General features: G+C 65.1%; 22 protein-coding genes. 10 read left to right on the forward strand and 12 right to left on the reverse strand.

Going from position 1 to position 23,889, the window contains the following annotated elements:
- Window positions 1-14 precede the first annotated feature (14 nt).
- The 4 genes from BLW25_RS16035 to BLW25_RS16050 form a co-directional block, all read right to left on the reverse strand.
- The gene (locus BLW25_RS16035) at window positions 15-2,030 is read right to left on the reverse strand and encodes a caspase family protein (RefSeq protein ID WP_171909589.1); all 2,016 of its coding nucleotides are present in this window, start codon (window positions 2,028-2,030) and stop codon (window positions 15-17) included.
- A gap of 127 nt (window positions 2,031-2,157) precedes the next feature.
- The gene (locus tag BLW25_RS16040) at window positions 2,158-3,552 is read right to left on the reverse strand and encodes a sensor histidine kinase (RefSeq protein ID WP_092900902.1); all 1,395 of its coding nucleotides are present in this window, start codon (window positions 3,550-3,552) and stop codon (window positions 2,158-2,160) included.
- Entirely contained in the window at window positions 3,542-4,246 is a 705-nt protein-coding gene (locus tag BLW25_RS16045; protein ID WP_253188514.1) for a response regulator transcription factor, read from the reverse strand. Before BLW25_RS16045 ends, BLW25_RS16040 begins: the two co-directional genes overlap by 11 nt.
- Window positions 4,247-4,259: 13 nt before the next feature.
- Window positions 4,260-5,678 (reverse strand): trypsin-like peptidase domain-containing protein, encoded by a 1,419-nt coding sequence (locus BLW25_RS16050; protein WP_092900907.1) that lies wholly within the window; start codon window positions 5,676-5,678, stop codon window positions 4,260-4,262.
- Window positions 5,679-5,843: 165 nt separating this feature from the next.
- Here BLW25_RS16050 and BLW25_RS16055 point away from each other — a divergent pair, with 165 nt between their 5' ends.
- Both BLW25_RS16055 and BLW25_RS16060 read left to right on the forward strand, forming a co-directional pair.
- A complete protein-coding gene (locus BLW25_RS16055; protein ID WP_092900910.1) occupies window positions 5,844-6,482 on the forward strand; it encodes a hypothetical protein in 639 nt (212 codons plus the stop codon).
- 27 nt (window positions 6,483-6,509) lie between these two features.
- Window positions 6,510-8,624 (forward strand): caspase family protein, encoded by a 2,115-nt coding sequence (locus BLW25_RS16060; RefSeq protein WP_092900913.1) that lies wholly within the window; start codon window positions 6,510-6,512, stop codon window positions 8,622-8,624.
- Between the two features lie 15 nt (window positions 8,625-8,639).
- Here BLW25_RS16060 and BLW25_RS16065 read toward each other — a convergent pair whose 3' ends face one another.
- The gene (locus tag BLW25_RS16065; protein WP_092900916.1) at window positions 8,640-9,794 is read right to left on the reverse strand and encodes an alkane 1-monooxygenase; all 1,155 of its coding nucleotides are present in this window, start codon (window positions 9,792-9,794) and stop codon (window positions 8,640-8,642) included.
- 275 nt (window positions 9,795-10,069) lie between these two features.
- Window positions 10,070-11,245: an A/G-specific adenine glycosylase gene (locus tag BLW25_RS16070; RefSeq protein ID WP_092900919.1), complete on the reverse strand. Its 1,176-nt coding sequence runs from the start codon at window positions 11,243-11,245 to the stop codon at window positions 10,070-10,072.
- A 196-nt stretch (window positions 11,246-11,441) separates the two neighbouring features.
- Between BLW25_RS16070 and BLW25_RS16075 the strand changes: the two genes are divergently transcribed.
- From BLW25_RS16075 to BLW25_RS16085, 3 genes are read left to right on the forward strand one after another with little or no spacing between them, the layout of a single operon-like run.
- Entirely contained in the window at window positions 11,442-11,999 is a 558-nt protein-coding gene (locus BLW25_RS16075; RefSeq protein ID WP_092900922.1) for a DUF721 domain-containing protein, read from the forward strand.
- Window positions 12,000-12,009: 10 nt separating this feature from the next.
- Window positions 12,010-12,675, forward strand: a complete 666-nt coding sequence (locus tag BLW25_RS16080; RefSeq protein WP_092900925.1) for a DsbA family protein — start codon at window positions 12,010-12,012, stop codon at window positions 12,673-12,675.
- A gap of 5 nt (window positions 12,676-12,680) precedes the next feature.
- Window positions 12,681-13,808 (forward strand): CaiB/BaiF CoA transferase family protein, encoded by a 1,128-nt coding sequence (locus tag BLW25_RS16085; protein WP_092900928.1) that lies wholly within the window; start codon window positions 12,681-12,683, stop codon window positions 13,806-13,808.
- A gap of 85 nt (window positions 13,809-13,893) precedes the next feature.
- Here BLW25_RS16085 and BLW25_RS16090 read toward each other — a convergent pair whose 3' ends face one another.
- On the reverse strand, window positions 13,894-14,298 hold the full coding sequence (locus BLW25_RS16090) for a hypothetical protein (RefSeq protein WP_092900931.1): 405 nt from the start codon (window positions 14,296-14,298) through the stop codon (window positions 13,894-13,896).
- A 131-nt stretch (window positions 14,299-14,429) separates the two neighbouring features.
- Between BLW25_RS16090 and hemF the strand changes: the two genes are divergently transcribed.
- The gene (gene hemF, locus BLW25_RS16095) at window positions 14,430-15,296 is read left to right on the forward strand and encodes an oxygen-dependent coproporphyrinogen oxidase (protein ID WP_092902187.1); all 867 of its coding nucleotides are present in this window, start codon (window positions 14,430-14,432) and stop codon (window positions 15,294-15,296) included.
- 3 nt (window positions 15,297-15,299) lie between these two features.
- Window positions 15,300-15,653: a hypothetical protein gene (locus BLW25_RS16100; RefSeq protein WP_092900934.1), complete on the forward strand. Its 354-nt coding sequence runs from the start codon at window positions 15,300-15,302 to the stop codon at window positions 15,651-15,653.
- Here the strand turns inward: BLW25_RS16100 and BLW25_RS16105 are convergent.
- From BLW25_RS16105 to hemE, 3 genes are all read right to left on the reverse strand, one after another.
- Window positions 15,619-16,455, reverse strand: coding sequence for a hypothetical protein (locus tag BLW25_RS16105; protein ID WP_092900938.1), 837 nt, complete (start codon window positions 16,453-16,455; stop codon window positions 15,619-15,621). The genes BLW25_RS16100 and BLW25_RS16105 overlap by 35 nt on opposite strands.
- 66 nt (window positions 16,456-16,521) lie before the next feature.
- On the reverse strand, window positions 16,522-17,478 hold the full coding sequence (locus tag BLW25_RS16110) for an SdiA-regulated domain-containing protein (protein WP_092900941.1): 957 nt from the start codon (window positions 17,476-17,478) through the stop codon (window positions 16,522-16,524).
- On the reverse strand, window positions 17,475-18,509 hold the full coding sequence (hemE, locus tag BLW25_RS16115; RefSeq protein ID WP_092900944.1) for a uroporphyrinogen decarboxylase: 1,035 nt from the start codon (window positions 18,507-18,509) through the stop codon (window positions 17,475-17,477). The genes BLW25_RS16110 and hemE overlap by 4 nt, the downstream gene beginning before the upstream one ends.
- 218 nt (window positions 18,510-18,727) lie before the next feature.
- Between hemE and BLW25_RS16120 the strand changes: the two genes are divergently transcribed.
- Window positions 18,728-19,228, forward strand: coding sequence for an ABZJ_00895 family protein (locus BLW25_RS16120; protein ID WP_092900947.1), 501 nt, complete (start codon window positions 18,728-18,730; stop codon window positions 19,226-19,228).
- A complete protein-coding gene (locus BLW25_RS16125) occupies window positions 19,225-19,959 on the forward strand; it encodes a BUD32 family EKC/KEOPS complex subunit (RefSeq protein WP_092900950.1) in 735 nt (244 codons plus the stop codon). The genes BLW25_RS16120 and BLW25_RS16125 overlap by 4 nt, the downstream gene beginning before the upstream one ends.
- Here the strand turns inward: BLW25_RS16125 and BLW25_RS16130 are convergent.
- Both BLW25_RS16130 and BLW25_RS16135 read right to left on the reverse strand, forming a co-directional pair.
- The gene (locus BLW25_RS16130) at window positions 19,956-22,463 is read right to left on the reverse strand and encodes an ABC transporter permease (RefSeq protein ID WP_092900953.1); all 2,508 of its coding nucleotides are present in this window, start codon (window positions 22,461-22,463) and stop codon (window positions 19,956-19,958) included. The genes BLW25_RS16125 and BLW25_RS16130 overlap by 4 nt on opposite strands.
- Window positions 22,460-23,161: an ABC transporter ATP-binding protein gene (locus BLW25_RS16135; RefSeq protein WP_092900956.1), complete on the reverse strand. Its 702-nt coding sequence runs from the start codon at window positions 23,159-23,161 to the stop codon at window positions 22,460-22,462. Before BLW25_RS16135 ends, BLW25_RS16130 begins: the two co-directional genes overlap by 4 nt.
- On the opposite strand from BLW25_RS16135, the gene BLW25_RS16140 reads away from it, so the two are divergent.
- Window positions 23,160-23,861: an arylesterase gene (locus BLW25_RS16140; RefSeq protein WP_092900959.1), complete on the forward strand. Its 702-nt coding sequence runs from the start codon at window positions 23,160-23,162 to the stop codon at window positions 23,859-23,861. The genes BLW25_RS16135 and BLW25_RS16140 overlap by 2 nt on opposite strands.
- Window positions 23,862-23,889 lie beyond the last annotated feature (28 nt).

Genomic DNA, 23,889 nt, shown 5'->3' on the forward strand with positions numbered 1-23,889 from the left:
GCCGTGATGGCCATCTATTCGGAATTGGTCGGGTTCAGCCGCACGATCTGGCGGATCATCGTCAGATCGGCGGGTTTGGTGGAAAAGCCGCGCATCGAGGTCTCGTCTTTCGGTGCGATCTGGCTTTCCAGCCAGAGCGCGGCGTCGCTGCCGCCCTCAGCCGTACCGCGCAGCGTTGCGCTGGCAAGCGGGGTCAGATCAGTCCGGAGCGCATGGGTCTCGTTCATCGGGACGGCCAGGATCCAGATCTCCTCGACCCCGGCATGGCTCACCGGATCGATCTGCAGCCCGACCCGCGCGGCCTCGCCCGGGGCGATGCGGTTCACGATATTCTGTGAAGGCCAGATCGGCAGCACCTCCATATCGGAGGCGAGGTAAAGCACTGTGACATCCTGCGCCTTGCCCGAACGGTTGGTCAGCGTGAGCCAGAGCTGGTCGCAGCCATTCACCCCCTGTGCCGGGTCATGCGCCGCACCTGCCCCCGCCTTGCCGCTGCAGGAGGCACCTTGCGCCGGGTCGGTGATTTCGGTGCCGGGGCGGCGCTCGATCGCGACCGATATCACCTCGGTCTTCGTAAAGCCGCGCCCGGCGGCCTGGGACAGCACGTCGCGCAACCGCGTCGCATGGGCCATGGTTGAAAGCACGCGCTCCAGGGCATCCGCCTCGGTTTCGCCCCCGGTGACCACAACGCGCGGTGACGTGCCGGGCCCGCGTGCGTCAAGCACCGCATCGGGGCCGGCAAGAGCCAGCAGCCCGTCCGTCAGGACCGGCACCAGATCCGGCACCGCACCCGGCACCGGTCTTGGCGCGGCGGCGACGGCCGCATCCCAGAGGCTATAGTCCAGCCCGTCTTCGGGATCCGCGCGCACGAGGTTCGCCAGAGTCAGCGGCACAGGATCGGGAAGCCTGCCGGGCGCGGCCCAGATCGTCGCGCCTTTCGCGACCTGCGGCAGCGGGTCGCTGATCTTCGCCTCGCGCGCGCCGACCTTGCCGAGCGTCACGGAGCCGATGCTCTCGCCCCCGGCGCCGGATGCGAAAAGCACGATCTCGCCCCCCTCGGCAAAGCCCTGCAGAAGGCCCGCCTGCAACACGGATCCGGTGATGCGGTAGCGCGCGGTGCCGGCGCCTTCGCCAAAGACCCGTTCCTGCAAAAGCGAGCCCTCGGCATCGGGGAGTTGCCGCGCCACGCCCTGGATCATCGCATCCGAGGTGGCGGCCAGCACCTGCTGCCAGGTCGCATCCTCGGCGCTGGCCAGAACCTGCGCGAGGCGCAGGGTGAACTCGCCATGCCAGATCCCGGTATCGCCCAGCGGATATTCAAATGATCTTTCATCCGATTGCGAGGAGTAGAGAAAGACGAAATCGCCGGACAGCTCTGCCGCGCCGGTGAACGGTACCGGCGGCAGGTCATCGGGAATGCCAAGCGCATCGGGGGGCAACGAACGCGCAACGCCTGCTGCCGGATCGGGATCGATAGCGCGAAAGCCGGTGGCCGAATGGCAGGCGTCGATAATGCCGACCAGCTTTACATCGCGTGCAAGCAGGGCCCGGGCCCAGAGGTTCAGCTCGTCATCAATGATGGCGTTTTCCACCATGCCGATCTCGCCCCGCCAGTTCTTTGCATCCATCGGCAGGAAGATCTCATCATAGCCGCCGCCCTCGTCGCCGTTCAGATCGGGCGCCTGGGAGCCGTGACCGGAAAAATAGAAGACCAGCGTATCGCCTGGCGCGGCATCGGCCGCCGCCTGGTCAAGCGCGGCGAATATCCCCGCGCGGGTTGGTGCGGCGATGGTGGCTCCCTCGGGAAGATTGGCCGGATCGGTGGTCAGGATGGTCATGGCCTCCGGCGCGATGCCGCGGCCGCTCAGCACTTCGGCCATCAGCCGCACGTCATTGGGCGGCCCTTTCAGATCTGCATCCAGATACTCATAATCGCCAACCCCGATCAGCACGGCCCGGGTGTCGGCATGGAGCGTCGTGCTCCAGAACAGGAGGCTGGCGGTCAGGGCATATGTGAGCTGCGGTTTCATGCGCGAAAACATGCCTGGACTTCCGGCACCGGGCAAGGGGCCAGCGCGAGATGACGGCATTTGTCACCTCTGGTCTGTGGTGCAGGCCGGGGGGCACAGCCCTGCCCCGAGCCGGAGGCATCCGGCCTCAGCCAGGGGAGAGGGGCTGCCATTCGAGGCGAAGCGTCAGGCCTTTGCCGGTTGCAGGCAAAGAGAGTTTTGCGCCGTGGCGCATAGCGATCGCGCGAACCAGGGCAAGGCCCAGGCCATGGCCCCTGATCCCGCGGTCACGATCAGCGCGGGTAAAGCGTTCGAAGACGTCCTCGCCCATACCGTCGGGCAGGCCGGGGCCGCTGTCGGCGATCTCGAGCATATGCAGAGGGCCGGGGGTGAGGGTCAGGCTCAGCCTGTCGCCGGGGGCGCAATATTTGATCGCATTATCCAGCAGATTGGCCAGCATCTGCGAGATCAGCGTGCGATCCCCCAGCACCATCAGGTCAGGGGCGATATCCGCCGCCGGGATCAGGCCCTTTTCCTCGGCGGCCGCTTCGTACAGCTCCCACACCCCTTCCGCTAGGGAAGAGAGATTAACCGGCAGCAGACCACCGCCGGAGCCCTGATCCGCCTCGGCGCGCGAGATGTCGAGAAGCGCGTCGAAGATCCGGATCGCCCCCCGCATTTCTTCGCGCAGCTGGCTGACAGTGTCTTCCTGGCCCTCGATGGCCGAGAGCCTGGCCGCCATCCGGTTCAGCGGCGTGCGCATCTCATGCGCAATGGTGTCCGAGAGGCGATGTGTCGCGCGGTTCAGGCTTTCGATCCGGTCCAGCATCAGATGCATATGGGTTTCCAGAAGACCGAACTCATCCGCCATGCGCGGGCCGGGCAGGCGGGCTTCGAGATCCCCGGCCGCGACCTGATCCGCGAGCCGGTTCAGCCGTCCGATCCGTCCCATCACCTGGCGCGCCGCGATCCAGCCCACCAGCGCCGCCGCGATCAGCAGCGCGAGGGCCAGCCCGATCATCCCCTGCCGCAGCGCCGCCAGTGTCGCGTCGACGGGGGCCAGCGGGCGTCCGGCCAGAAGGCCGAAACCGCCGGGCAATTCACGCGCCACCACCAGCCAGCGGCCCGTGCCCCGGGTGATCTCCTGCGGGGTGGAAAGGTCAAAACCCGCACCTTGCGGTGCCACATCGGCGGGCCAGCGGTCTTCGGTTCCGGCGAGGATCCGGCCATGACGGTCGGTCAGCAGCAGGAGTTCCTGCCCGCCCGAGGCGGCGCGATAATCAATCGCCTGGCGCAGCGCGATGATGCGGCGCTGGTCATAAAGCGCGCCAAGACCGCTGAGATCGGCGGAGAGGAGTTGTTTTTGCGCCTCGGTCAGCCTGGTCGCCACCAGACGGTATTGCAGCGCCATTGCACCCAGCGACAGCACTGCGACCGCAGCCGCCATCAGGCCTGCCAGTCGCAGCGTGGCACGGGCTCTGAACACCGGACGCCAGAATACCGGGTGCCAGAATACCGGGTGCGGCCCCGGATCAGCCGCCACCGGGATCTCCGGCCATGGGCTGCGCAAACAGATAGCCTTCGCCCCGGACCGAGCGGATTACATGGGCACCGGCCTCTTCCAGTTTGCGCCGCAGCCGCCCGACATGCACGTCAACGACATTGGTGCCAGGGTCGAAATGCAGGTTCCAGACGGTCTCCAGCAGCTGCATCCGGGTGACGACATGGCCGGCATTCTGCGCGAAAAAGGTGAGCAGCGCGAATTCGCGCGGCGAGACCGGCACATGGCTACGCCGCACATGTACGGTGCGCGCCTTCAGCCGGATTTCCAGATCGCCAAAGGCCATAAGGTCATTATCCGCGACCTGGATCGTGCCGCGCCTGAGCAGCGCGCGCAGCCGGGCGCGGAGCTCCTCGGGCTCATAGGGTTTCGGCAGATAGTCATCGGCGCCCATTTCAAGCCCCTCGACCCGCTCAGCCGCGCGGCCAAGCGCCGAAAGCACCAGGATCATCGCGCGCGACCCTCCGGCGCGGATCTGCGCCATGGCGTCAACCCCGTCGCCGCCAGGCAGCATCCGGTCGAGCACGATCACCCGGTAGTCTCCGCTGGTGGCCTCGGCGAGGCCGCCGGCCAGGGTATCACGATGGCTGGGCTCGCAGCCAAGCGCGCGCACCTCTGTGGCCACAGCGGCGGCGATTTCGGGGTCGTCCTCGATGATCAGGATGTGGTCGGTCATGGTCATCGCAGATTCAGAACACCACAACCGCCGGGTCAAGCACATTCGCGCCGCCGATGGCACGCGGCCCTGCCGCGGTGCCCCAGGGATCGAGCCAGAGATGCCGCGTGACCCCGTCCGGCGCCTCGACCAGCAAGAGCGTGGCGGCGGTGATTTCCAGCGCGTCCAGCCCGGCCCCGTCCATTGCCGCACCATTCACGGCGCGGATACGGTCGCCTTTGGCGAGGCCCGCGAGCGCGGCGGGGGAGTTGATTGTCAGATCCGAGACCCGGCCGTCTTCGCCCTGCACCACACCAAGCGCCGCGAGACGGTAGCTCCGGATGCGCTCGGGGGCGGGGGACGCGTCTTCGGGCCCGCGCAAGGTGAGGCCGATCAGGCCGGGCTCGGGCGCGGCGGCGCTGAAATCCAGCACCAGGGTCAGGTTTTCGCCCGCGCGGGACAGGGTGATGCCGGCAGAGCCCGCCGCCAGAACGGCATCAAGCAGGAAGGCGAAATCGCCGGGATTTTGCAGCTTCGTGCCATTGACCGACAGAATGATGTCACCGGCAAGGATGCCTGCGCTTGCGGCCAGCCCGCCAGGGCTTACAGCATCGACCAGCAGCCCTTCGGCTGGTACCCCCAGCGTATCGGCAAGCCTGCGCTCCATCGGCCGCGCATTCAGGCCGAGCTTGGGGAAGGGCAGCAGGCTTTCGTCGATCAGCCCGTCGACGATGCGGCGCAGATCGCTGCCGGAAATCGCATAGGCGATGCCGACAAACATGCGGCTGCCATCGGCGATGCGGCTGTTCATACCCATAAGCCGCCCCGCTGCATCGACCAGCGGACCGCCCGATGATCCTGGATTCACCGCCGCATCATGTTGGAGGAACATCAGGGGCACCGCGAGGTCGATCTGGCGTGCCATGGCCGAGACCATGCCCCGCGTCAGGGTGAATTCCGCTCCGAGCGGCGCGCCAAGCGCATAGAGCTCAAGCCCTGGCAGGGGGGGCGCGTCTGAGATCCCGATGCCGGTCAGCACGGCACCATCCGGGCCGGAAAGCCCCGGCTCCAGCTGCAGGATGGCGACATCGCGGGTGCTGTCGCGGCCGATCACCGTGGCGATCACCACATTGCCCTGCCGGTCGGTGACGCGCACCTCTTCCGCCGTGCCCACCACATGGGCATTGGTTACGGCGATATCCGCGACGCCTGCCCAGATAAAGGCCGAGCCGAGAAAGCCATCCTCGCGATCCGCGCTGCGCACCACCAGAACCTGATCCATCGCCAGATCGGTTGCGGCGCGGGAAGGCGCAGAGGCGAGCGGAACGGTCTCGGCCTGCGCTGCGGTGGAAACCCCGACCATTTGCACGGTCTGAACAGCGAGGATGGCGGCAAGCAGCGGGGCCGCAAATCCGGACCAGGCCCTGTTCCGGACCCTTTTATCGAGGCGCATTCTTATAGTCTCCGGCTCATTCTCAACGGTACCGGCAGGTTAGCCCGCCGGGCCGCCCGGGGTCACATGACAAAGCCCGTCATCCGGAGATTGTGCGTTTACAGCCCGCATCCATCACCCCATCCTGCCGCGATCCGAAACAGCCCCGTGACCAGAGCAGAGAACATGACCCTTTCCGCCCGTATCGCCGCCCGGCTGGCCAGTTCTGTCATGATCGCCCTGCTGGCCTCTGAGGCAAAGGCCGAAGGCCCGGGCCCCCTGCGCCAGGCGGCGCTGTCGGCCGAGCTTTACGCCCGGGGGGTGGCGGACGAGGATCCGCTCCTGATCCTTGCGGCCGCGCAATTGCGCAAATCGGTCGATATGCAACCGCTGGAACCGGCGCCCGAGGGGGCAGCGCCCGCCTTCGCCCCGCTCGGATGGGAGGCGATGATCGCAACTGCGGTCACGCTGACCGATGCCGGCGACCCGCTCAGGGATGTGGCCGAGGATATCACCGCACAAAGCTGGAAGGGCGTCATCCATGGCCCGGTCTACCGGATCGGCGCGCTGGAGGGGGGCGCGGAAACCCGGTTGCCGGATCTGTTGTTCCGGGGTGGTGAATATGCCGAAGTCTATGCCGAGGCCGAGCCGGGCCTTGATCTCAACATCACCATCCTCGATTCCGAGGGCCGCGAGGTCTGTGCCGACACGGATCCCACCCATGTCGCCTATTGTGGCTGGACCCCGGCGGCGGATGGCAGCTTCACCCTGGTGATCGTGAATTCCGGCACGCGTGATACCGGGTTCGCGCTGATGACCAACTGACTGAATACACGCCGGAAAGGGCAGGACATGATCCGCAGGTTTTTTCTGACCACTGCGCTCGGGCTGATCGCCTTTCCGGCGCTGGCGCGCGAGAATTATGCGCTCCTGATCGGGGCGAGCGATTATCAGAATATCGAAAAACGCTGGTCCCTGAAGGGGCCGAAAAACGATATGGAGCTGGTGGCGAATTACCTTCTGACCGAGGCGCCGGTGCCGTTTGAGGCGGAAAATGTCACGGTTCTGACCGATAAAGAGGGCGCCGATCCGGCGACTTTGGGCAATATCCGCGCGGCTTTTGCCGATCTGACCGCAAAAGCGCAGCCGGGTGATTTCATCTATCTCCACCTTTCGGGCCACGGCACCCGCGCCCCGGCGCTGGATCCCGAATCTGAGCCCGATGGCCTCGACGAGCTGTTCCTGCCGGTGGATATCGGCAGCTGGAACAACACGGTCGGCACGGTCGAAAATGCGCTGGTCGATGATGAGATCGGCCAGCTGCTCGACGGGTTGCGCGCAAAGGGGGCCGATGTGTGGATCGTGCTCGACAGCTGTCATTCCGGCACTGCCACTCGCGCCATCGAGACCGAAGACGATGTGGTGATGCGCCAGCTTGAGCCCGCCGCGCTGGGGATCACGGATGAGATGATCGACGCGGCGGTCGATCGGGCGTCAGCCATGGCGGAGGCTGCGAACCGTGGTGTCGGCAGCGGGGCTGCGGCCAATGGCACCGGGGGCGGGGTTTCCTTTCTGCCGAAGGAGGCAACCGTCGCGGCTGAAGGCGTGGAGCCTGGCGGTCTGGTGGCCTTTTACGCCGCGCAAAGCACCGAGATGACGCCCGAGATGCGGCTGCCGCGCGGCGCCCCGGACCGCAAATCGCAGGGCGTTTTCACCTTCACCCTCTTCGAGACACTCGCGGAATATCCCGGTGCCACTTACGGCCAGGTCGCGCAGGAGGTTCTGCGCAAATATGCGCTGCGCGGCACCGCGAAATCGACGCCCTTGTTCGAAGGCGATCTGGACCGTGTGGTCTTTGGCGGCGAGGCGCGGCCGCGGGTCTCGCAATGGCCGGCTGTGGCGACGGATGCAGGTTTCACGCTGAATGCCGGCACGCTGCATGGGCTCGCCGTCGGGACCGAGCTGGCCGTTATGGCATCCGCTGCCGATGGCAGCGACAAAGCGCTCGGGCTGGTTCAGGTGACTTCTGCAGATACGTTCAGTGCGACGACCGGGGCCTTCGCGGGCGAGCTGCCTGAGGGGGTCTGGCTCCGGCGCAAAGAGGCGGCGCTGGATTTTTCGCTGACCGTAGCGCTGCCGCCCGAGGGTTCGGCCCCGGCGCTGGCCCTGGCTGCCGCAATGGAAGATCTGCGCGAGATCGCGGGCCCGCGCCTGAACTTTGTGAAGGCGGGATCCGAGGCCGATCTGGCACTGGCGGTGCTCCCCGACAGCGCGACGCCGGATGCGCTCTGGATTCTGCCCGGCACCGGGCTTGCCGAAAGCGGGATCCAGGCGCCGAAGGTGGAAACCGCCGGTGTGACGCCGGGTGATCTTGCCGGCAATCTGCAGGAAAAACTGACCGCAATCGCCAAGGCGGTGAACCTGATGAAGCTTGGCGCGGCACTTGGGCCGGCGAACGGGCCGGGGGCGCTTGATGTTCAGGTCGAGCTTCTGACCCGCAATGCCGATCACCCGACTCTGCGCGGGTTGCCCCTCGTGCCGGTGCCGGAACTGGTGACCAATGACGAGGTCCATGTTCTGGCCAGAAACAATATGGACCAGCCGGTCGATGTGAATGTGCTTTATATCGGCGCCGATTACTCGATCACACATTTCTATGCCGGGCGGCTGCATCCTGGCGAAGAGCTCAAAAAGGGGCTTTTCGCGATCGGAGGCGAGAGCATGGGTCAAGAGCGGATGATCGTGGTGATGACGCCGGCGGCAACCCATAGCAAGGTCGAGGATCTGAGCTGGCTTGCCCAGGATGCCGTGCGCAGCACCGGCCTGGGCGGCGGGTTTGCCGGCTCGCTTTATGAGGCGGGGTTTGGCCAGGGCACGCGGGGTGCGATTGCGCTGAGCGATGACAGCGCGGTGTCCGGCCCGGCGCCGGCGATCCTTCAGGTCGAGCTGCGCACCAGAGCGGATTAATCGGGGGCCGCGTGATCAGGTCCTGGGCGGCGCGCCTTTCGGCATCGGGTTCTTTGCCTTGTTATAGGGCTTCCAGTCGCTGATATCGGGGTAGAACTGTTTGCGCCAGGCACGCACCCGCGGGTTCATCGCGCGTTTCCACAAGGGCGGGATCATCGCGAGGCTGGTCATCACCGGATAACCATAGGGCAGCTGCGGCGCCTCGTCTTCCTCGTAATTCTGCAACAGCGGGAAGCGCCGGTCGGGTTTATAGTGGTGATCCGAATGGCGCTGAAGGTTGATCAGGAGCCAGTTCGTGGCCCTGTGCGCCGCATTCCAGGAATGGCGCGGCAGGGCATGTTCATAGCGCCCCTCGCCCAGATGACGTCGGGTCAGGCCGTAATGTTCGACATAATTCACCAGTTCCAGCTGCCATTGTGCGATCAGGGCCTGGGCCACGAAGATCACGAGACCTTCCCGGCCGCCAAGCGCCAGCGCGAGCGCGAGGAAAGCGGCCTGAAATGCCCAATAGCGCCAGAACGGGTTCGTCCGGTGCCACCAGGGCAGGTTCTTGCGCGCCAGCATCGCCGTTTCCGAGGCAAAGGCCGAACGGCGCTGGCCGATCAGCACCCGGGGGAAGAAACGGTGGAAGCCTTCGTTATAGCGGGCGGTGACGGTGTCGCGCGGCGTGCCGACATAGAGGTGATGCACGCGCATATGTTCAGAGCGGAAATGCGAATGCAGCACCGAGGCGAGGAGGAGATCTGCGGCAAGGCGCTCGGTCTTCGGTTTCTGGTGGAGAAGTTCATGTGCGTAATTCAGCCCGATAGTGCCGGCCATGACACCCATGCCAAAGATCATGCCGGCTTTCTCCCAGCCGGTCATGGCGCTGCGCGGCAGGTACCAGAGGGTGACGCAGAGGGTTGCAAGCTGGATCGGTACCCAGATCAGTGTCAGCAGCGTATAGACCTTAAGCTGGTCATCCGGGGTGTCGGGGTCCGCATTGTCCTTGTTCAGGCCCAGAGCGGCGTCGAGGGCGGGGAACAGGATCCAGCAATAAGCGGGGAGGGCCAGCACCCAGAGCCCGCCCCAGGTGAGGCCGGCGACCGCGACGGGCAGGGTGCCGAGAGAAAGCCAGAAGGGCAGGGCTTGCGCGGGGCTGGCCAGGGTTTCGGGTGAGAGCTGCGCCATGATCGTCCTCCGGTCGCGGCGGATGGTAACGCCGGAGTGGTCGCGGATCAACGCGACGAAATGGACTGATATGGCAGTGCGGAGCCCTCGCTCAGAGTGAAGGCCATTTTGCGGAAGCCGGAGGAGGCGCGGCAGATGCCCGTGGTGACCTGCAGGTCAGAGGCCGCGCCCGTCACTTTTCCATTCCGGATTTTGCGGCAGAAGATGCCACCCGTTCCGGGGTGAAAAGCGAGAAGCCTGCGGTGATCGGCATCACGGCGGCGGAGGCCTCGCCATCAGTCACTTCCGGCCAGTCCGGCGGCGCCGAGGTCGAAAGCCTTGCGAAAGACGGTTGGCAGACTGTCGGGGTTGAAGTCATGCGCGGCAAAGAACTCGCCTTTGTGGGGATTGATGTCGGAACGGGCGATCATGACGCGCAGGATGAGATGGAAATGGGTGAAGGTATGGCGGATTTCGCCAGCCATCTGCCAGTCGGCATCGGCGGGCGCCGTGGTCGGGCAGGGTGTCCCGGGGGGGGCAGGGGGGGCAAAGCCCCCCCTGCCCCCCCCGGGACCGTGCGCGCCGGACTTTGTCCGGCGCGCACGGTCTTCGGCCGGACTATCGTTGCGCGGGGCTTTGGTGGCGCGCTGGTCCCAGTCGTCGCCGGGAAGGCCGATCATACCGCCCAGGAGGCCGGTTTCAGGGCGCCGTTCCAGTAACCATCCTTGCGGGCTGCGCAAAAGCCAGACCACGCCTTCCCGGACGGGCTTTTCGGGTTTCGCGAGTTTGCGGGGCAACTCCGCCTGGATTCCGGCGGCACGGGCCACGCAGGGCAGCATCAGCGGGCAGATCCCGCAGGCCGGGGATCTCGGGGTGCAGATGGTCGCGCCGAGGTCCATCACCGCCTGGGCATAATCGCCCGGCCGTCTGGCCGGCGTGAGCCTCGCGGCCAGTTCCGTCAGCTCTGATTTTGCCGCCGGCAGCGGGGTTTCCACCTGGAACAGCCGCGACATCACCCGCTCGACATTGCCGTCCACGACCACGGCGGGCTCGTCGAAAGCAATCGCCGCCACCGCCGCCGCCGTATAGGGGCCGATCCCCGGCAGCGTCAGCAGCCCGTCACGGCTCTCTGGAAAGCCGCCACGCGTCGCGACCGCACGGGCGCATTTCAACAGGTTGCGCGCCCGTGCATAATAGCCGAGCCCGGCCCATTCCGCCATCACCGCCTCATCCGGCGCCGCCGCCAGCGCTGCGACATCCGGCCAGCGCGCGGTGAAGCGCAGGAAATAGCCCCGCACCGCCGCTACTGTTGTCTGCTGCAACATCACCTCTGACAGCCAGACCCGGTAGGGATCAGGGCGAAGGCCCGCTGCCCGCGCGGCGGGGCCGACCCGCCAGGGCATCTCGCGCGCATGGCGGTCATACCAGGCCAGCAGCGCCACACTTATATCGGCCGTCTCCCCGCCAGGCATCCGGGCCGGCTGCTGATTTCTTACAGCGCTTTCACGCAAGATTTATGGCCTCCGATGCCGCCGGCATTGCTTCCGGGCTTTCCGCCGCGCCTGCTTGCTCTAAGATAGGCTGCGAATTTGGCCGGGGAAACCGTCTCTGCGCGCTTTATCTGCGCGTGCTCTTACGGCCCTACCGATCTGGCAAAGACAGGACCCCATGGCGCGCAAGCCTGCCAGTCTTCCCTCAAAAGAACACCGCCGGCGCGGGTTCGAACCGGCATTCTCGCTGGTCTCGAACCAGGTGCGCGGCGCGGGAGAGGCGCGGGGCTTTGCGGTGGCGCGTCTGGTGACCCATTGGGCCGAGACAGTGGGAGAAGATATCGCAAAGATCACCAGGCCGGTGAAGATCGGCTATGCGGCCGCAGGCCCGGGCGGTAAAGGCTCGGGCATGGGTGCCACGCTCACGCTGCTCGTCCAGGGCGCACATGCGCCGATGATTGGCATGCAACTTGACCGGATCCGCGAGCGCGTCAACGCCGTCTATGGCTACAACGCCATTTCGCGCGTTCATCTGACCCAGACCGCCAGCACCGGCTTTGCCGATGGCCAGGCGCAGTTCACCCATGCCCCCGCAGTGCCACGCCCTGACCCGGAGGCCGAGGCAAAACTCACCGCCACTGCCGCGCGGCAGACCGAAGGCGTCGGAGATCCCGGCCTTCGCGCAGCGCTTGAGCGGCTGGCGCAGAACATATTATCCCGCCCAGACAGGAAATGAGGACGAGACAATGACCATGATCAACCGCCGGCTGCTGCTTTCGATGGCTGCAACGCTCGCCGCAGCGCCGGCCTGGGCGCAGGAGACCACCGCATCCGAAGGCGAGGCCGCTCCGGAAGCGGCCACTGATGCGCCTGCCTCAGCCGCTCTCACCCCGCGCGATTTCACCCTGGGCGACCCGGATGCGAAGGTGAAAATCGTGGAATATGCCAGCTTCACCTGCCCGCATTGCGCCAATTTCCACGACACGATCTACCCGAAGCTGAAGTCTGACTATATCGATACCGGCAAGGTCCATTTCACCCTGCGGGAGGTCTATTTCGACCGCTACGGATTCTGGGCCGGGATGATCGCGCGCTGCGACGACAACAAGCGGTATGAAGGCATCTCGGACATCGTCTTTTCGACACAGGCAAAATGGCTCGATTCCTCTGACCCTACCGTGGTGATGGACAAATTGCGCACCATCGGCCTGACCGCGGGCCTTACCAATGAGCAGCTGGATGCCTGCACCGCGAATGAGGCTTTCGGTGAAGAGATGCTGAAACAGTTCGAGGCGAATATGGCCGCTGACAAAGTGACCGGCACGCCTACCGTCATCCTGGATGGTGAAAAAGTTGACAACTGGGCCTGGGACAATCTCAAATCCCTGATCGACGCGAAACTGGCGGGCTGATCCCGATGTCCGCGCCGCTGGAAGGCATCCGCGTCGTCGAGCTGGCGCGGATTCTCGCTGGCCCCTGGGCGGGCCAGATCCTCGCCGATCTCGGCGCGGAAGTGATCAAGGTCGAGGCTCCGGAGGGCGATGATACCCGCCGCTGGGGCCCCCCCTTCATCACTCATGAGGGCGAGACCTCGGCCGCCTATTTCCACTGCTGCAACCGTGGCAAGAAAAGCGTGACCGCCGATTTCCGCGACCCTGCCGATCAGGCGCGGGTGCGTGAGCTGATCCGGACCGCCGATGTCGTGATCGAAAATTTCAAGCTCGGCGGTCTTGCGAAATACGGGCTGGATTATGCCAGCCTGCAAGAGATCAATCCGGGGCTGGTCTATTGTTCGATCACCGGTTTCGGTCAGACCGGGCCCTATGCGCATCGCGCGGGCTATGATTTCATCATCCAGGGCATGGCCGGGCTGATGTCGGTGACAGGCCCCGCCGATGGTCAGCCGCAAAAGGTCGGGGTGGCGGTGACGGATGTGTTTACCGGCATCTATGCCTCAAATGCGATCATGGCAGCGCTGATCCAGCGCGGCCGCACGGGTGCTGGTCAGCATATCGATATGGCGCTGATGGATGTGGCGACCGCGATCATGGCCAATCAGGCGATGAATTACCTCGCGACCGGCACGGCGCCGGTGAAAATGGGCAATGCCCATCCGAATCTTGCGCCCTATGCGGTGTTTGACTGCTCGGATGGCTGGCTGATCCTTGCGATCGGAAATGACGGCCAGTTCCGCAAGCTGTGCGGGCTGCTTGGCCTGAGCGACCTGGCTGATGATCCGGCCTTTGTGAGCAATGCCGACCGCGTGACGCATCGCGCCGGGCTGACCGACAGACTGTCTGCCGCGACCCGCGCCATGACCAAAGCAGAACTGCTGGCCGCCTGCGAGGCCAATGGCGTCCCTGCCGGCCCGATCAATGATATGGCCGAGGTCTTCTCGGACCCGCAGGTCATTGCCCGCGCCCTGCAGATCGCACCCGGCGGCGTGCCGGGGGTGCGCAGCCCGATGAGTTTCTCGGGGGCGGAGCTGTCGCTGGGCGCGCCCTCGCCGCGTCTGGGTCAGCATCAGGCCGAGATTTTCGGCTGAAGGGGAGAAGGCGGGGGGCCAGCCCCCCGGCGCCCTTTCAGGGCGCTCCCCCCGGGATATTTTCCGACAGATGAAGAGAGGCAGCCTATTCGGGATAGGCCGCCTTGCATTGCGCGATCACGGATTGCGCCTGGCGCGACAGATCGCGCTGTTTTACCTGCAGTTGCGAGAGCTTTTTCGCCTCAAGCGCGAGGTCGATTGAGCGCGGCCTGGTGCGGACCTCGGTGTCCCAGCTGCGGCAGGTGGTCGAGACCGGGCGCGGCGTCGGGTCTTCTTTGGTGCCGGGCACATAGCGGATACAGGGCCGCCAGTCGGGCACTGTGACCTCGTATCGTTCAATCGCATAGCCGCGCTGCAGGTTGCCCTGCGATTCGCCGATCAGCTTTTCCACTGTCCGCAGATCGCGCGTATTGCGGCTGATACATTGTTCTTGCGGCGTGCCGCAGGCGGCGAGGGTGGTGAGGATAAGAAAGGCGGCGGTTTTTTTCATGATGCGACTCGCGAGGGTCTGGCGGGGAGCGGCTGGCGACCAGCATGGCATAGCCGGGACGGGGGCCAAACGGGTTGGAGGCTCTGGCTTGCGGTGATAGGCAAAGGCTGGCCGAGACGATGGATGTGACAATGGGCAACGATCTGACCGAATACAAGATACGGGCTTCCGACTGGTTCCGTACACTGCGCGACCGGATTGTCGCGGCGTTCGAGGATCTGGAGGATCGTGCACCCGGCGATCTTGCGCCCGGCCGGTTCGAGGTCACCCCCACCAGCCGCGAAAATGACGGCGGCGGCGGCATCATGAGCGTGATGCGCGGCGGCAGGGTATTCGAGAAGGTCGGCGTCAACTGGTCCGCGGTCCATGGGGCACTGGGTGCGCGGGCGCAAAAGGCGATGGCGGCGCGTGGTGTGCCAGGGATGGAGCAGGATCCGCGTTTCTGGGCCAGCGGCATCAGCCTCGTGGCCCATATGCAGAACCCGCATTGCCCGGCGGTGCACATGAACACCCGCATGTTCTGGACGCCGCATGCCTGGTGGTTCGGTGGCGGCGCCGATCTGAACCCCTGTCTGGAATATTCCGGGGACACCGCGCATTTCCATGGCGTGTTGCGGGCCGCCTGCGATGCCCATGACCCGGGCTATTACGCGAAATTCAAATCCTGGGCGGATGAGTATTTCTTCATCCCGCATCGTGGTCGCGCGCGCGGTGTCGGCGGCATCTTTTATGACGACCTCAATACCGGCGACTGGGAGGCCGATTTCGCCTTTACCCGCGCTGTGGGCGAGGCCTTCCTGCCTGCCTTCCTGCCGGTGACCGAACGCCATATTTCCGAGGCTTTCGCCGGACCCGAGCGCGAGGCACAGCTTGTCCATCGCGGGCTTTATGCCGAATATAACCTTGTCTATGACCGGGGCACGAAATTCGGCCTCGAAACCGGTCATGACGCCAATGCGGTTCTTATGTCCCTGCCACCCCTGGCAAAATGGATCTGAAACATGTCTGACATCACCGTCAAAGCCCTCTATGTCTCGGTTGTCGAGGATGAGGGCCAGCTGTTCATCGGCTTTGTCGAAGGCGAGGATGAGGAGGAGCCCTATGTCATGTTCCGCCGCGACGCCTTTGGCGGCCCGGTCTGGTTCGAGGTGTCCGACGAGAGCCTCGGCGCCGAAGAGGCGGTGGAAAGCGTGACCCGCACCGAGCGCGGGTTGTCGATTCTGATCGACCCTGCCAAAGCGTCGAAATTCCTCATGGCGCGTGAGATCGTGGTGAAGGTCACTGCCGCGACCGAGAATGGCGAAGAGGCGATTGAGGCGCTCAGGGATCTGATGGGGGAGCGGTTTCGGGGGTGAGGTCAGCAGGCTTGCTTTGTTTCGCCAGCGTCAGATTATTTCGGAACAAATCCAGAAACCTGTAACCATCCGGCGTGATGCTGATCGTGTATTCGCCTGAACTGCGGTCGCCCCCCGTCTTTACAAACCTGCGTTCGATCAAAGCCTCCAGTGCCGCTCTCAACTCAACTCTTTCCCGCTGCGATTTGGGGGAGAGATTGAGGTTGCCACCGGTAATACTCACGAGTCTGTCGTCCCTGAACGTTACGGTCGCTGGTCCATCTATGCCATTGATAGATAACAGCAAAACCCCGATACGATTACTGAAGGCGGCCTGCGTTGTTGCGGCTTCCGCCGCTTCTGCGCTGTTCCGCAGACGAGCTTCCTGTTCGAGAATCTCCAGCATCTTTTCAGCATTTACTTTGCGGGTCTCCAGGCCAGCCCGATGCAGCGTCTGATAGACGGCCTCCTCCTCTGCATCAAATGTTCGTCTGGAGGAGCGGATACTGGCGCTGCGACGCGCCAGTACTGATTTGCGCCAGAGTTCAACGCCTGAAATCACGAAGCTCAGCACTGCATGAAGTATTGCAAAACCAACGCAAACCAAAGCGGCGGTGCCGGCCGGGTAGAGGAAGGAACGAAGCGGCCCCGTTACAGTCTCGATCCGCTCCAGCTTTTCAACTGTCGTCAGATCACCGGCAAACAGGAGCAGAACTACCCGCCAGTTCCACAATACAAGGCTGCTCAGGAAAAACAGCGTGAAATAGCCGCTGCCGGTTTTGTCGCGCCAGTCGGCGTAAAAGTCTTTGAAAAACGCGGTCAAATCAGGCTCTGCAATCAGGAAATGATTGCCAGGCTATGCCGGATCACAGGTGGAAGACAAGCGCTCTCACTCTGCCCAGACGGGTGCCGGATCGCGGCTGAAGCGATAGAACAGGTTCGGCTCGGATACGATATAAATGTCGCCCCGCGCATCAATCGCCAGCCCTTCGGCCTGGGGGACATCATCGCGCAGCCCATGCCAGCCGGACCAGAGCGGCATCACGCTGACCGGGCTTCCATCCGGCGCATATTCGGCCAGCGCGCCGGTCATATCCGACAAAAGCAGCAGATTGCCGGTCGCGTCATGGGCCGAAAGCGAGGAAAGATCGGTGGTGAAATGGCCGAAGCGGTCGCCTGGCGCCCATTCGGTCACGCTGATCGAAAAGCCCTCACCGGCAATCGCCTCGGTCAGGCCCCTGACCCGCAGCACCCGGATCGGCAGCATTTCCTGGGCGATGAACAGCTCGTCACGCGCGCTGTCCCAGGAGACGCCCTCAAAGCCCATATTGTGGTACGTTCCGTAGTTCAGCACCAACTCTGGTGAGCCTGCCAGATTGACCTCGCTGGTCTCCGGACCGATCACCACCCAGTTCAGGCTTTGCCGCGCCTCATCGGAAATGACAAAGATCGTACCCTCCACATGCGAAATCCCCTCCGGATCCACCGCACCGATCAGCGGGATCAGCCGCAAAAGGGCACCCTCTTTCGACAGTTCCGCTATCCCCGGCGGGCGGTTGATCACCGCAAAGAGCGTGTCACTCTCGGGCGCCCAGGTCAGGCCGGAAAGGTTGCTGTCAACCCCCACTACCGGCTGCGCCTCGATCTGCGCAGTGTAATAGGGCAGCCATATCCCCTTTTCATGCCAGTCGGCTGCGGTCTGGCGCATGTTCATATATTGCAGCCCGAGCCCGAAAAGCCCTGAAGCCCAAAGCCAGAAGCCGCCGCCCGCCAGCACAAGCGCCGCCAGTGCCCAAAGGAGAGGGCGCTGGCGTCGGGCAAGGGGCAGGGCTGTGCTTAGGCTCATCCCCCTTCCCGCACGGCGTCGATCATCCGCTGCACATTATCGGGATCCGCATCAGGGGTGATGCCATGGCCGAGATTGAAGATATGCGGGCCTTTCGAGAAGGCGCGCACCACATGGCGGGTCTCGCGGATCAGATCTTCGCCGCCGGTGACCAGATGATGCGGTGCCAGATTGCCCTGGACACAGATCTCTTTCTGCACATGTTCCGCCGCCCATTCCGGGCTGACCGAATTGTCCACCGCGACGCAATCGGCGCCGGTCGCGCCTGCGAAACCGATATAGCCCGCGCCCGCTTCGCGCGGGAAGGCAATCACCGGCAGGCCGGGGTGACGAGCTTTCAGCGCGGCGATGATCTTTGCCGCCGGTTTCACGGCAAAATCCTGAAAATCCTGGCCTTTCAGACTGCCGGCCCAGCTGTCGAAGAGCTTGATCACCTCGGCCCCGGCCTCGACCTGGGCCGAGAGGTATTCGATTGTCGCGCCGGTCAGCCGGTCGATCAGCGCTTCAAAGGTCGCGCGATCCTCGCGTTTCAGGCGATGCGCGCCCGCCTGTTCCTCTTTGCCGCGCCCCGCGATCATATAGGTCGCGACTGTCCAGGGGGCCCCGGCAAAGCCAATCAGCGTGGTTTCCGCCGGCAGCTCGCGCTTGAGGATCCTCAGCGTCTGATAGACCGGGGCCAGGGTCTCGTGAATCGCTTCATCCGGGCGCAGCCCCGCCACTTCGGCGGCCGAGGTCGTGGTCTCCATCCGCGGCCCTTCACCGGTTTCGAACCACAATTCTCGCCCGAGCGCCTGGGGCAAAAGCAGGATATCGGCAAAAAGGATCGCCGCATCGAAGCCATAGCGCCGGATCGGCTGCAGCGTCACTTCCGCCGCAAGCTCGGAATTGTAGCACAGCCTGAGAAAGTCGCCCGCCTCGGCCCGGGTCGCGCGATATTCCGGCAGGTAACGGCCTGCCTGGCGCATCATCCAGACCGGCGGCACCGGCTGAACCTCTCCCCTCAGGGCGCGCAGGATCTTTTTCTCGCTCATGGCAACCTCCGGCTTATCCCAAGCGCCGTGCCCCGCCTGCGACCACAAGTCAAGCGACCATCCGCCCGCAAGGCCCCTTGGCGCGTCCATCTGCCGCGCGTTCCTCCTCAATTCCGCCTGTTACAGATACGCCCGCCGCCACCCGCCAAAGGGCCGCAGAGATTGTCATTTCGCACCGGATCAGCGATGGTGCCGCAGATTTCAGTCAAAGGTGCCCTATGTCTGCCGATCCCCTTGCCGCCCCGAAAAAGCGGGTCTCGACCAGTGTTTTGCTGCTGGTCTACCTCGCCTTCATGCTGTTCGGGATTGTGATCGTCGCGGTGATCTGGATGGTGGCAGACCAGTTCCTGACCAGCTCATCGCAAAACAGCGCGATGGGGGTGGTGGTTCCGATGATTGCCGCCATGTCGATGTCTTCCTTCTGGGCGAGGCGCGAGGGACGTCCCACCTCTGGCCGGCAATGGTGGATTGCGCTGCTGGCCACTTTGCTGACGCTTGCGCTGAACGGCGCGCTGATCTGGGCCATCGCCTCCAGCGGGGCATGGCGGGAACTTTCCTTCCGCAACGGCTTCAGCCGCGATGACCTGGTGTTCGGCAGTATCGTTGGCGCGGTGCTGCTGGTGCTTTTGACTCTGGTCGTCCGGTTCGGCTTCTGGCTGGGGCTCAATGGCTGGGAAAAACAACAGGCCAAACTCGCCGCGCTGAAGACCCGGCGATGAGCGGCGATGATCTGTCGCATAAGGTGGATCAGGTTCTGGCGGAACCTCCGCGCCGGGTGACACGGCTGGTCTCGGAAGGGGGCCGGACCTGGTGGCTGAAACGGGTGGAGCACCTGTCGCTGAGGCTCAGGCTGCAAAAGGGTGACCCGTCCCGCGCTTTCGAGGCCGAACGCAATGGTCTGAAAACCCTGGCGCAAAAGGGCATTCCGGTGCCTGAGATCGCCATGGAGGGGGCGGATTACTTCCTCCTCCCCGATGCGGGTCCGACGCTGCAGATCCTGGTGGAAGAGGCGGCGGATGATCCTGGGACGCGCGCCGCTTTTGCCGCCGCCGGGCGGGCGCTCGGGCTGTTGCACTGGGCCGGGCTGTCGCATGGCCGTCCGGCGCCGCGCGATATCTGCTGGGACGGCACGACCGCGCGTTTCATTGATCTCGAACGCTTTTCCGCCGCGCATCGCAGTGGTTTCTGGCAGGCGCTGGATATCGTGATCTTCATCCAGAGCTGTTATGGGCGCTGGCCCGATGACCCGCGTTTCCTTGATGCTGCCCTTGAGGCTTACCGGGTCAACGCGCCCGAAGATGCGCTGGCGCGCGCCGGGCGGCTGGCCTTCTGGCTGGGCTGGCTGAAGCCAATGGCGCGCCTTGTGACCAGGTTCAAACCGCGCAGCCGCGAATTCCGCGCGATCCCGCTGACGCTTGCACGCCTGGCGGGATTCCGGCGGGGCGATTAACCGTCTTCGCGCAAGACCTGCGCCGGTTTGACCGCCAGCGTTCGTCCGGCAAAGACCAGCCCCGCCAGCAAAACCGCCGCCACGCCACCGAGGATGATCAGCGCGGCCGGGACCGGTTCGAACCGCCAGCTGCTCTCCATCACGAAATACATCACGGCCCAGGATGAGATCGCGCCGGCGACCACCGCGACAAGCCCGGCCGCCAGCCCGAGAATCGCGGCGCGCAGCGTAAAGCTCGCGATGATCCGCGCCCGGGTGGCGCCGAGCACCTTGAGAATCGCAGCCTCGCGGGCGCGGCGCCGCTCGCCTGCCGCCGCCGTGCCGATCAGCACCGCAAAACCGGTCAGGAGGGTTCCCGCCGCCGCCCAGGCCGTGGCGGTCGCGATGGCGGAAAGCGCCTCGGACACCCGGTCCACGGCCTCGCGGATGCGGATTGCGGTGATGTTCGGCCAGGCCTTGGTGACCTCGCGCAGGATGGTCGCTTCGGCCTCGGGCGGCGCGTAGAGCGTGGCAATATGGCTGTGCGGTGCGCCGCGCAAAGCGGCTTCGTTCATCACGATCACAAAGCCCATTCCCGCATTCGAGAAATCGACTTCGCGCAGCGAGGTGATGGTGCCGGTGATGTCGCGGCCCAGAATATTGACCGTCATCTCATCGCCGATTTTCAGCCCGGTCTCTTCCGCGACCTGGGCCGAAAGGCTGATCTGCGGCGCGCCCTGATAGGCCTCGGGCCACCAGGAGCCGGCGGTGATCTTTGTGCCCTCGGGCATCGCAGCGGCATAAGAGACGCCGCGGTCGCCGCGAATGATCCAATGCTCGCCGATCACTTCGCGCGCGGGGCGGCCATTGATCCCGGTGACCACGCCGCGCAGCATCGGCGCGGTTTCATACTGGCTGACGGCGCTATTGGCTTGAGCCATCTCGATGAAGGGGTCGATCTGGTCGGGCTGGATATCGACAAAGAAGAAGGCCGGCGCCCTTGTCGGCAGGTCACGGTCAATGGCGGCGCGCAGATTGGCGTCGATCTGCCCGACAGCGGCCAGCACCGAAAGCCCGAGACCCAGCGACAGGATCACCGGCAGTGCCTCGGATCCGGGGCCGCCAATTGCGGCCAGGGCCGCGCGCAGGCCCGGGCGGCCTTGCGCGATGCGGCTATGCGACAGACGCCGCGCGATCCGTCTGAGGGCCCAGGCGGCCAGCGCCAGCACCGCAAGCGCGGCGAGCACCCCGCCGGCCGTGCCAAGCGCCAGTTCGGGAATGCCCGAGGTGAAGACCGCCACCACGACCAGAAGCACGATCAGAACGCCAAGCAGTGCCAGCCAGCGCTTGCGCGGCCAGCCCGAGACACCGCCGCGATAAAGCGCCGCCGCCCGGATGCGCTCGGCCCGCGCCAATGGCAGAAGGGTGAAGATCAGCGCCGTCAACGCGCCGTAAAACGCGGCCTCACCAAGGGCGGCGGGTGCGATGCCGACCTTTGCCGGGAAGGGCAGCGAGGCCTCGATCCAGGGCGCGGCCATAAGTGGCACGCCCGCCCCGATGATCAGCCCCAGCACGATCCCGGCCAGCGTCAGCACCGCCACCTGGATCAGATAGGTCGAGAAGATCAGACCCGAAGAGGCCCCGATGGTCTTCAGCGTCGCGATGGTCTTTTCCTTGCCCTGAAGCCAGGCCCGGACGGCGGCGGAAATGCCCACCCCCCCGACCGCCAGCCCGGCCAGCCCGACCAGCACGAGGAAAGACCCCATCCGGTCGATAAAGCGCTCGATCCCCGGGGCCGGGCGGCGGCTGTCGGTCCAGCGCATACCCGACTCCTGGAAGGCCTGTTTTGCGGCCTTTTCAAGCGTTTCAAGATCGGTCCCCGGGGCGAGGGCGAGGCGGTATTTCGTCTCATACAGCGTGCCGGGGGCGAGCAGACCCGATGTCGCCAGCGCCGGTGTGGCGACGATGCTGCGCGGCCCGAGCGAGAAACTGTCGGCGCCGGTGTCGGGTTCGTCGATCAGCGCGGCCATGACAACAAAGCTCTGGGTGCCAAGGCTGAATGTGCCGCCGATCGCAAGCCCGAGACGTTCGATCAGCAAAGGGTCGAGCACCGCACCGGGGAGGCCATTCTGCCCTTCCAGCGCCTGGTCCAGCGGGATCGCCGGGTCGAGCGTGACCGTGCCGTAAAGCGGCCAGGCGGTGTCGATGGCCTTGACCTGGGTCAGCGCCTGGTCCTCTGGCGTGATCGCCATGGAACGGAAATCGACGATCTCCGACACGCGGGCGGCATGGGTGGCCATGAAAGCGCGCTCGCTGTCACTCGCGAACCGGTAGGTGAAGCGCATCTCGGCATCGCCGCCGAGGAGAACCGAGCCCTGATCGGCCAGCCCGGCCTGGATCGAGGCCCGCAGCGTCGCCACGCCGGCAATCGCCGCCACGCCAAGTGCGAGGCAGATGAGGAAGACGCGCAGCCCCCTGAGCCCGCCCCGGAGTTCGCGGGCCGCTATACGGAAGGCGAGGCTCATGCGACCACCTGGCCCGATGCGCTCTGGTCTGGCACGATCTGGCCATCAATCAGCCGCAGCACCCGGTCGCAGCGTTCGGCCAGCTCCGGCGCATGGGTGACCATGATCAGGGTCGATCCGTCCCGGTCCCTCAGCGCGAAGAGCAGATCCATGATCGCCTGGCCATTCACGCCGTCAAGATTACCGGTCGGCTCATCGGCCAGCAGGATCGGCGGGCGGGCGACGATGGCGCGGGCCAACGCCACGCGCTGCTGCTCGCCCCCGGAAAGCTGCGCCGGGTAATGGTCGATGCGGTGCTCCAGACCCACGGCTTCCAGTTCAGATTTCGCACGGGCAAAGGCATTTTTCTCGCCGCCCAGCTCCAGTGGCAGGGCGGTGTTTTCCAGCGCGGTCATGTTCGGGATCAGGTGGAAGGACTGGAACACGACGCCCATATTGCCACGCCGGAATTTCGCGAGCTGGTCTTCGTCCATGCGGCTGAGATCCTGGCCGAGCGCCTCGACCTGGCCGGATGTCGCGCGCTCCAGCCCGCCCATCAGCATCAGAAGCGAGCTTTTGCCGGAGCCGGAAGGACCGGTCAGAGCCAGGGTTTCCCCCTGGTTGACCTTGAGCGAGATGCCCCGCAGGATCGGCACCGGCCCGGCATTGCCCTGTAGGGTGAGGCCAATATCGGTCAGTGAAAGGACGGTCCCGGTCATGCGCAACTTCCTGAAACGAATAGGTCAGACCGGATATGCCGCATCGCGGCGCGTTCGCAACCTCACGTTTGCGTTGGGTCTTGTGGTTTCGCCGGCTTTCGCGGCGGAGCCGGTGACGATTGTGGCGCTTGGCGACAGTCTGACGGCGGGCTACGGGCTGCCGGCCGGCGAGGGGTTCGTGCCGCAGCTGCAGACCTGGCTTGACCGTCAGGGGGCAGGGGCGATTGTGCTCAATGCCGGCGTGTCGGGCGATACCACCGCGGGGGGGCTGTCACGGGTTGACTGGGCGCTCGGGCCCGAGGCGGATGCACTGATCGTGACGCTGGGCGGCAATGACATGCTGCGTGGCATTCCGGTGGCGGAGGTGCGGGCCAATATGACCGGTATCATGGAGGCCGCGAAAGCGCGGGGCCTGCCGGTGCTGATCGTAGGGATGAAGGCGCCGCTGAACTGGGGGCCGGATTACAAGCGTGATTTCGACGCGATCTATCCGGAGCTGGCGGCGGAATATGGCGCGCTGCTCGCGGATAATTTCTTTGCCGGGCTTATCGCGACAGGGGCGGATCCCTCGGACCCGGCTTCGCTGAATGCCTGGATGCAGCCTGACGGGATCCATCCGAATGCGGCCGGGGTGATCCTGATTGTCGAAGGGCTGGGGGCAGAAGTGATGCGGCTGATTGCTGCGGCCCGGGCGCAATAACGGGCAGACCAGCAACCTCCGGCGGGAG

It is taken from the genome of Rhodobacter sp. 24-YEA-8 (genome assembly GCF_900105075.1).
GTDB lineage: Bacteria > Pseudomonadota > Alphaproteobacteria > Rhodobacterales > Rhodobacteraceae > Pseudogemmobacter.

Coding starts and splice junctions, on each gene's coding strand:
- BLW25_RS16035 (WP_171909589.1), bottom strand. CDS start 2,030: ATGAAACCGCAGCTCACATATGCCCTGACCGCCAGCCTCCTGTTCTGG.
- BLW25_RS16045 (WP_253188514.1), bottom strand. CDS start 4,246: ATGACCGACCACATCCTGATCATCGAGGACGACCCCGAAATCGCCGCC.
- BLW25_RS16050 (WP_092900907.1), bottom strand. CDS start 5,678: ATGCGCCTCGATAAAAGGGTCCGGAACAGGGCCTGGTCCGGATTTGCG.
- BLW25_RS16055 (WP_092900910.1), top strand. CDS start 5,844: ATGACCCTTTCCGCCCGTATCGCCGCCCGGCTGGCCAGTTCTGTCATG.
- BLW25_RS16060 (WP_092900913.1), top strand. CDS start 6,510: ATGATCCGCAGGTTTTTTCTGACCACTGCGCTCGGGCTGATCGCCTTT.
- BLW25_RS16065 (WP_092900916.1), bottom strand. CDS start 9,794: ATGGCGCAGCTCTCACCCGAAACCCTGGCCAGCCCCGCGCAAGCCCTG.
- BLW25_RS16070 (WP_092900919.1), bottom strand. CDS start 11,245: ATGCCTGGCGGGGAGACGGCCGATATAAGTGTGGCGCTGCTGGCCTGG.
- BLW25_RS16075 (WP_092900922.1), top strand. CDS start 11,442: ATGGCGCGCAAGCCTGCCAGTCTTCCCTCAAAAGAACACCGCCGGCGC.
- BLW25_RS16080 (WP_092900925.1), top strand. CDS start 12,010: ATGACCATGATCAACCGCCGGCTGCTGCTTTCGATGGCTGCAACGCTC.
- BLW25_RS16085 (WP_092900928.1), top strand. CDS start 12,681: ATGTCCGCGCCGCTGGAAGGCATCCGCGTCGTCGAGCTGGCGCGGATT.
- BLW25_RS16090 (WP_092900931.1), bottom strand. CDS start 14,298: ATGAAAAAAACCGCCGCCTTTCTTATCCTCACCACCCTCGCCGCCTGC.
- hemF (WP_092902187.1), top strand. CDS start 14,430: ATGGGCAACGATCTGACCGAATACAAGATACGGGCTTCCGACTGGTTC.
- BLW25_RS16100 (WP_092900934.1), top strand. CDS start 15,300: ATGTCTGACATCACCGTCAAAGCCCTCTATGTCTCGGTTGTCGAGGAT.
- BLW25_RS16110 (WP_092900941.1), bottom strand. CDS start 17,478: ATGAGCCTAAGCACAGCCCTGCCCCTTGCCCGACGCCAGCGCCCTCTC.
- hemE (WP_092900944.1), bottom strand. CDS start 18,509: ATGAGCGAGAAAAAGATCCTGCGCGCCCTGAGGGGAGAGGTTCAGCCG.
- BLW25_RS16120 (WP_092900947.1), top strand. CDS start 18,728: ATGTCTGCCGATCCCCTTGCCGCCCCGAAAAAGCGGGTCTCGACCAGT.
- BLW25_RS16125 (WP_092900950.1), top strand. CDS start 19,225: ATGAGCGGCGATGATCTGTCGCATAAGGTGGATCAGGTTCTGGCGGAA.
- BLW25_RS16130 (WP_092900953.1), bottom strand. CDS start 22,463: ATGAGCCTCGCCTTCCGTATAGCGGCCCGCGAACTCCGGGGCGGGCTC.
- BLW25_RS16140 (WP_092900959.1), top strand. CDS start 23,160: ATGCGCAACTTCCTGAAACGAATAGGTCAGACCGGATATGCCGCATCG.
- BLW25_RS16135 (WP_092900956.1), bottom strand. CDS start 23,161: ATGACCGGGACCGTCCTTTCACTGACCGATATTGGCCTCACCCTACAG.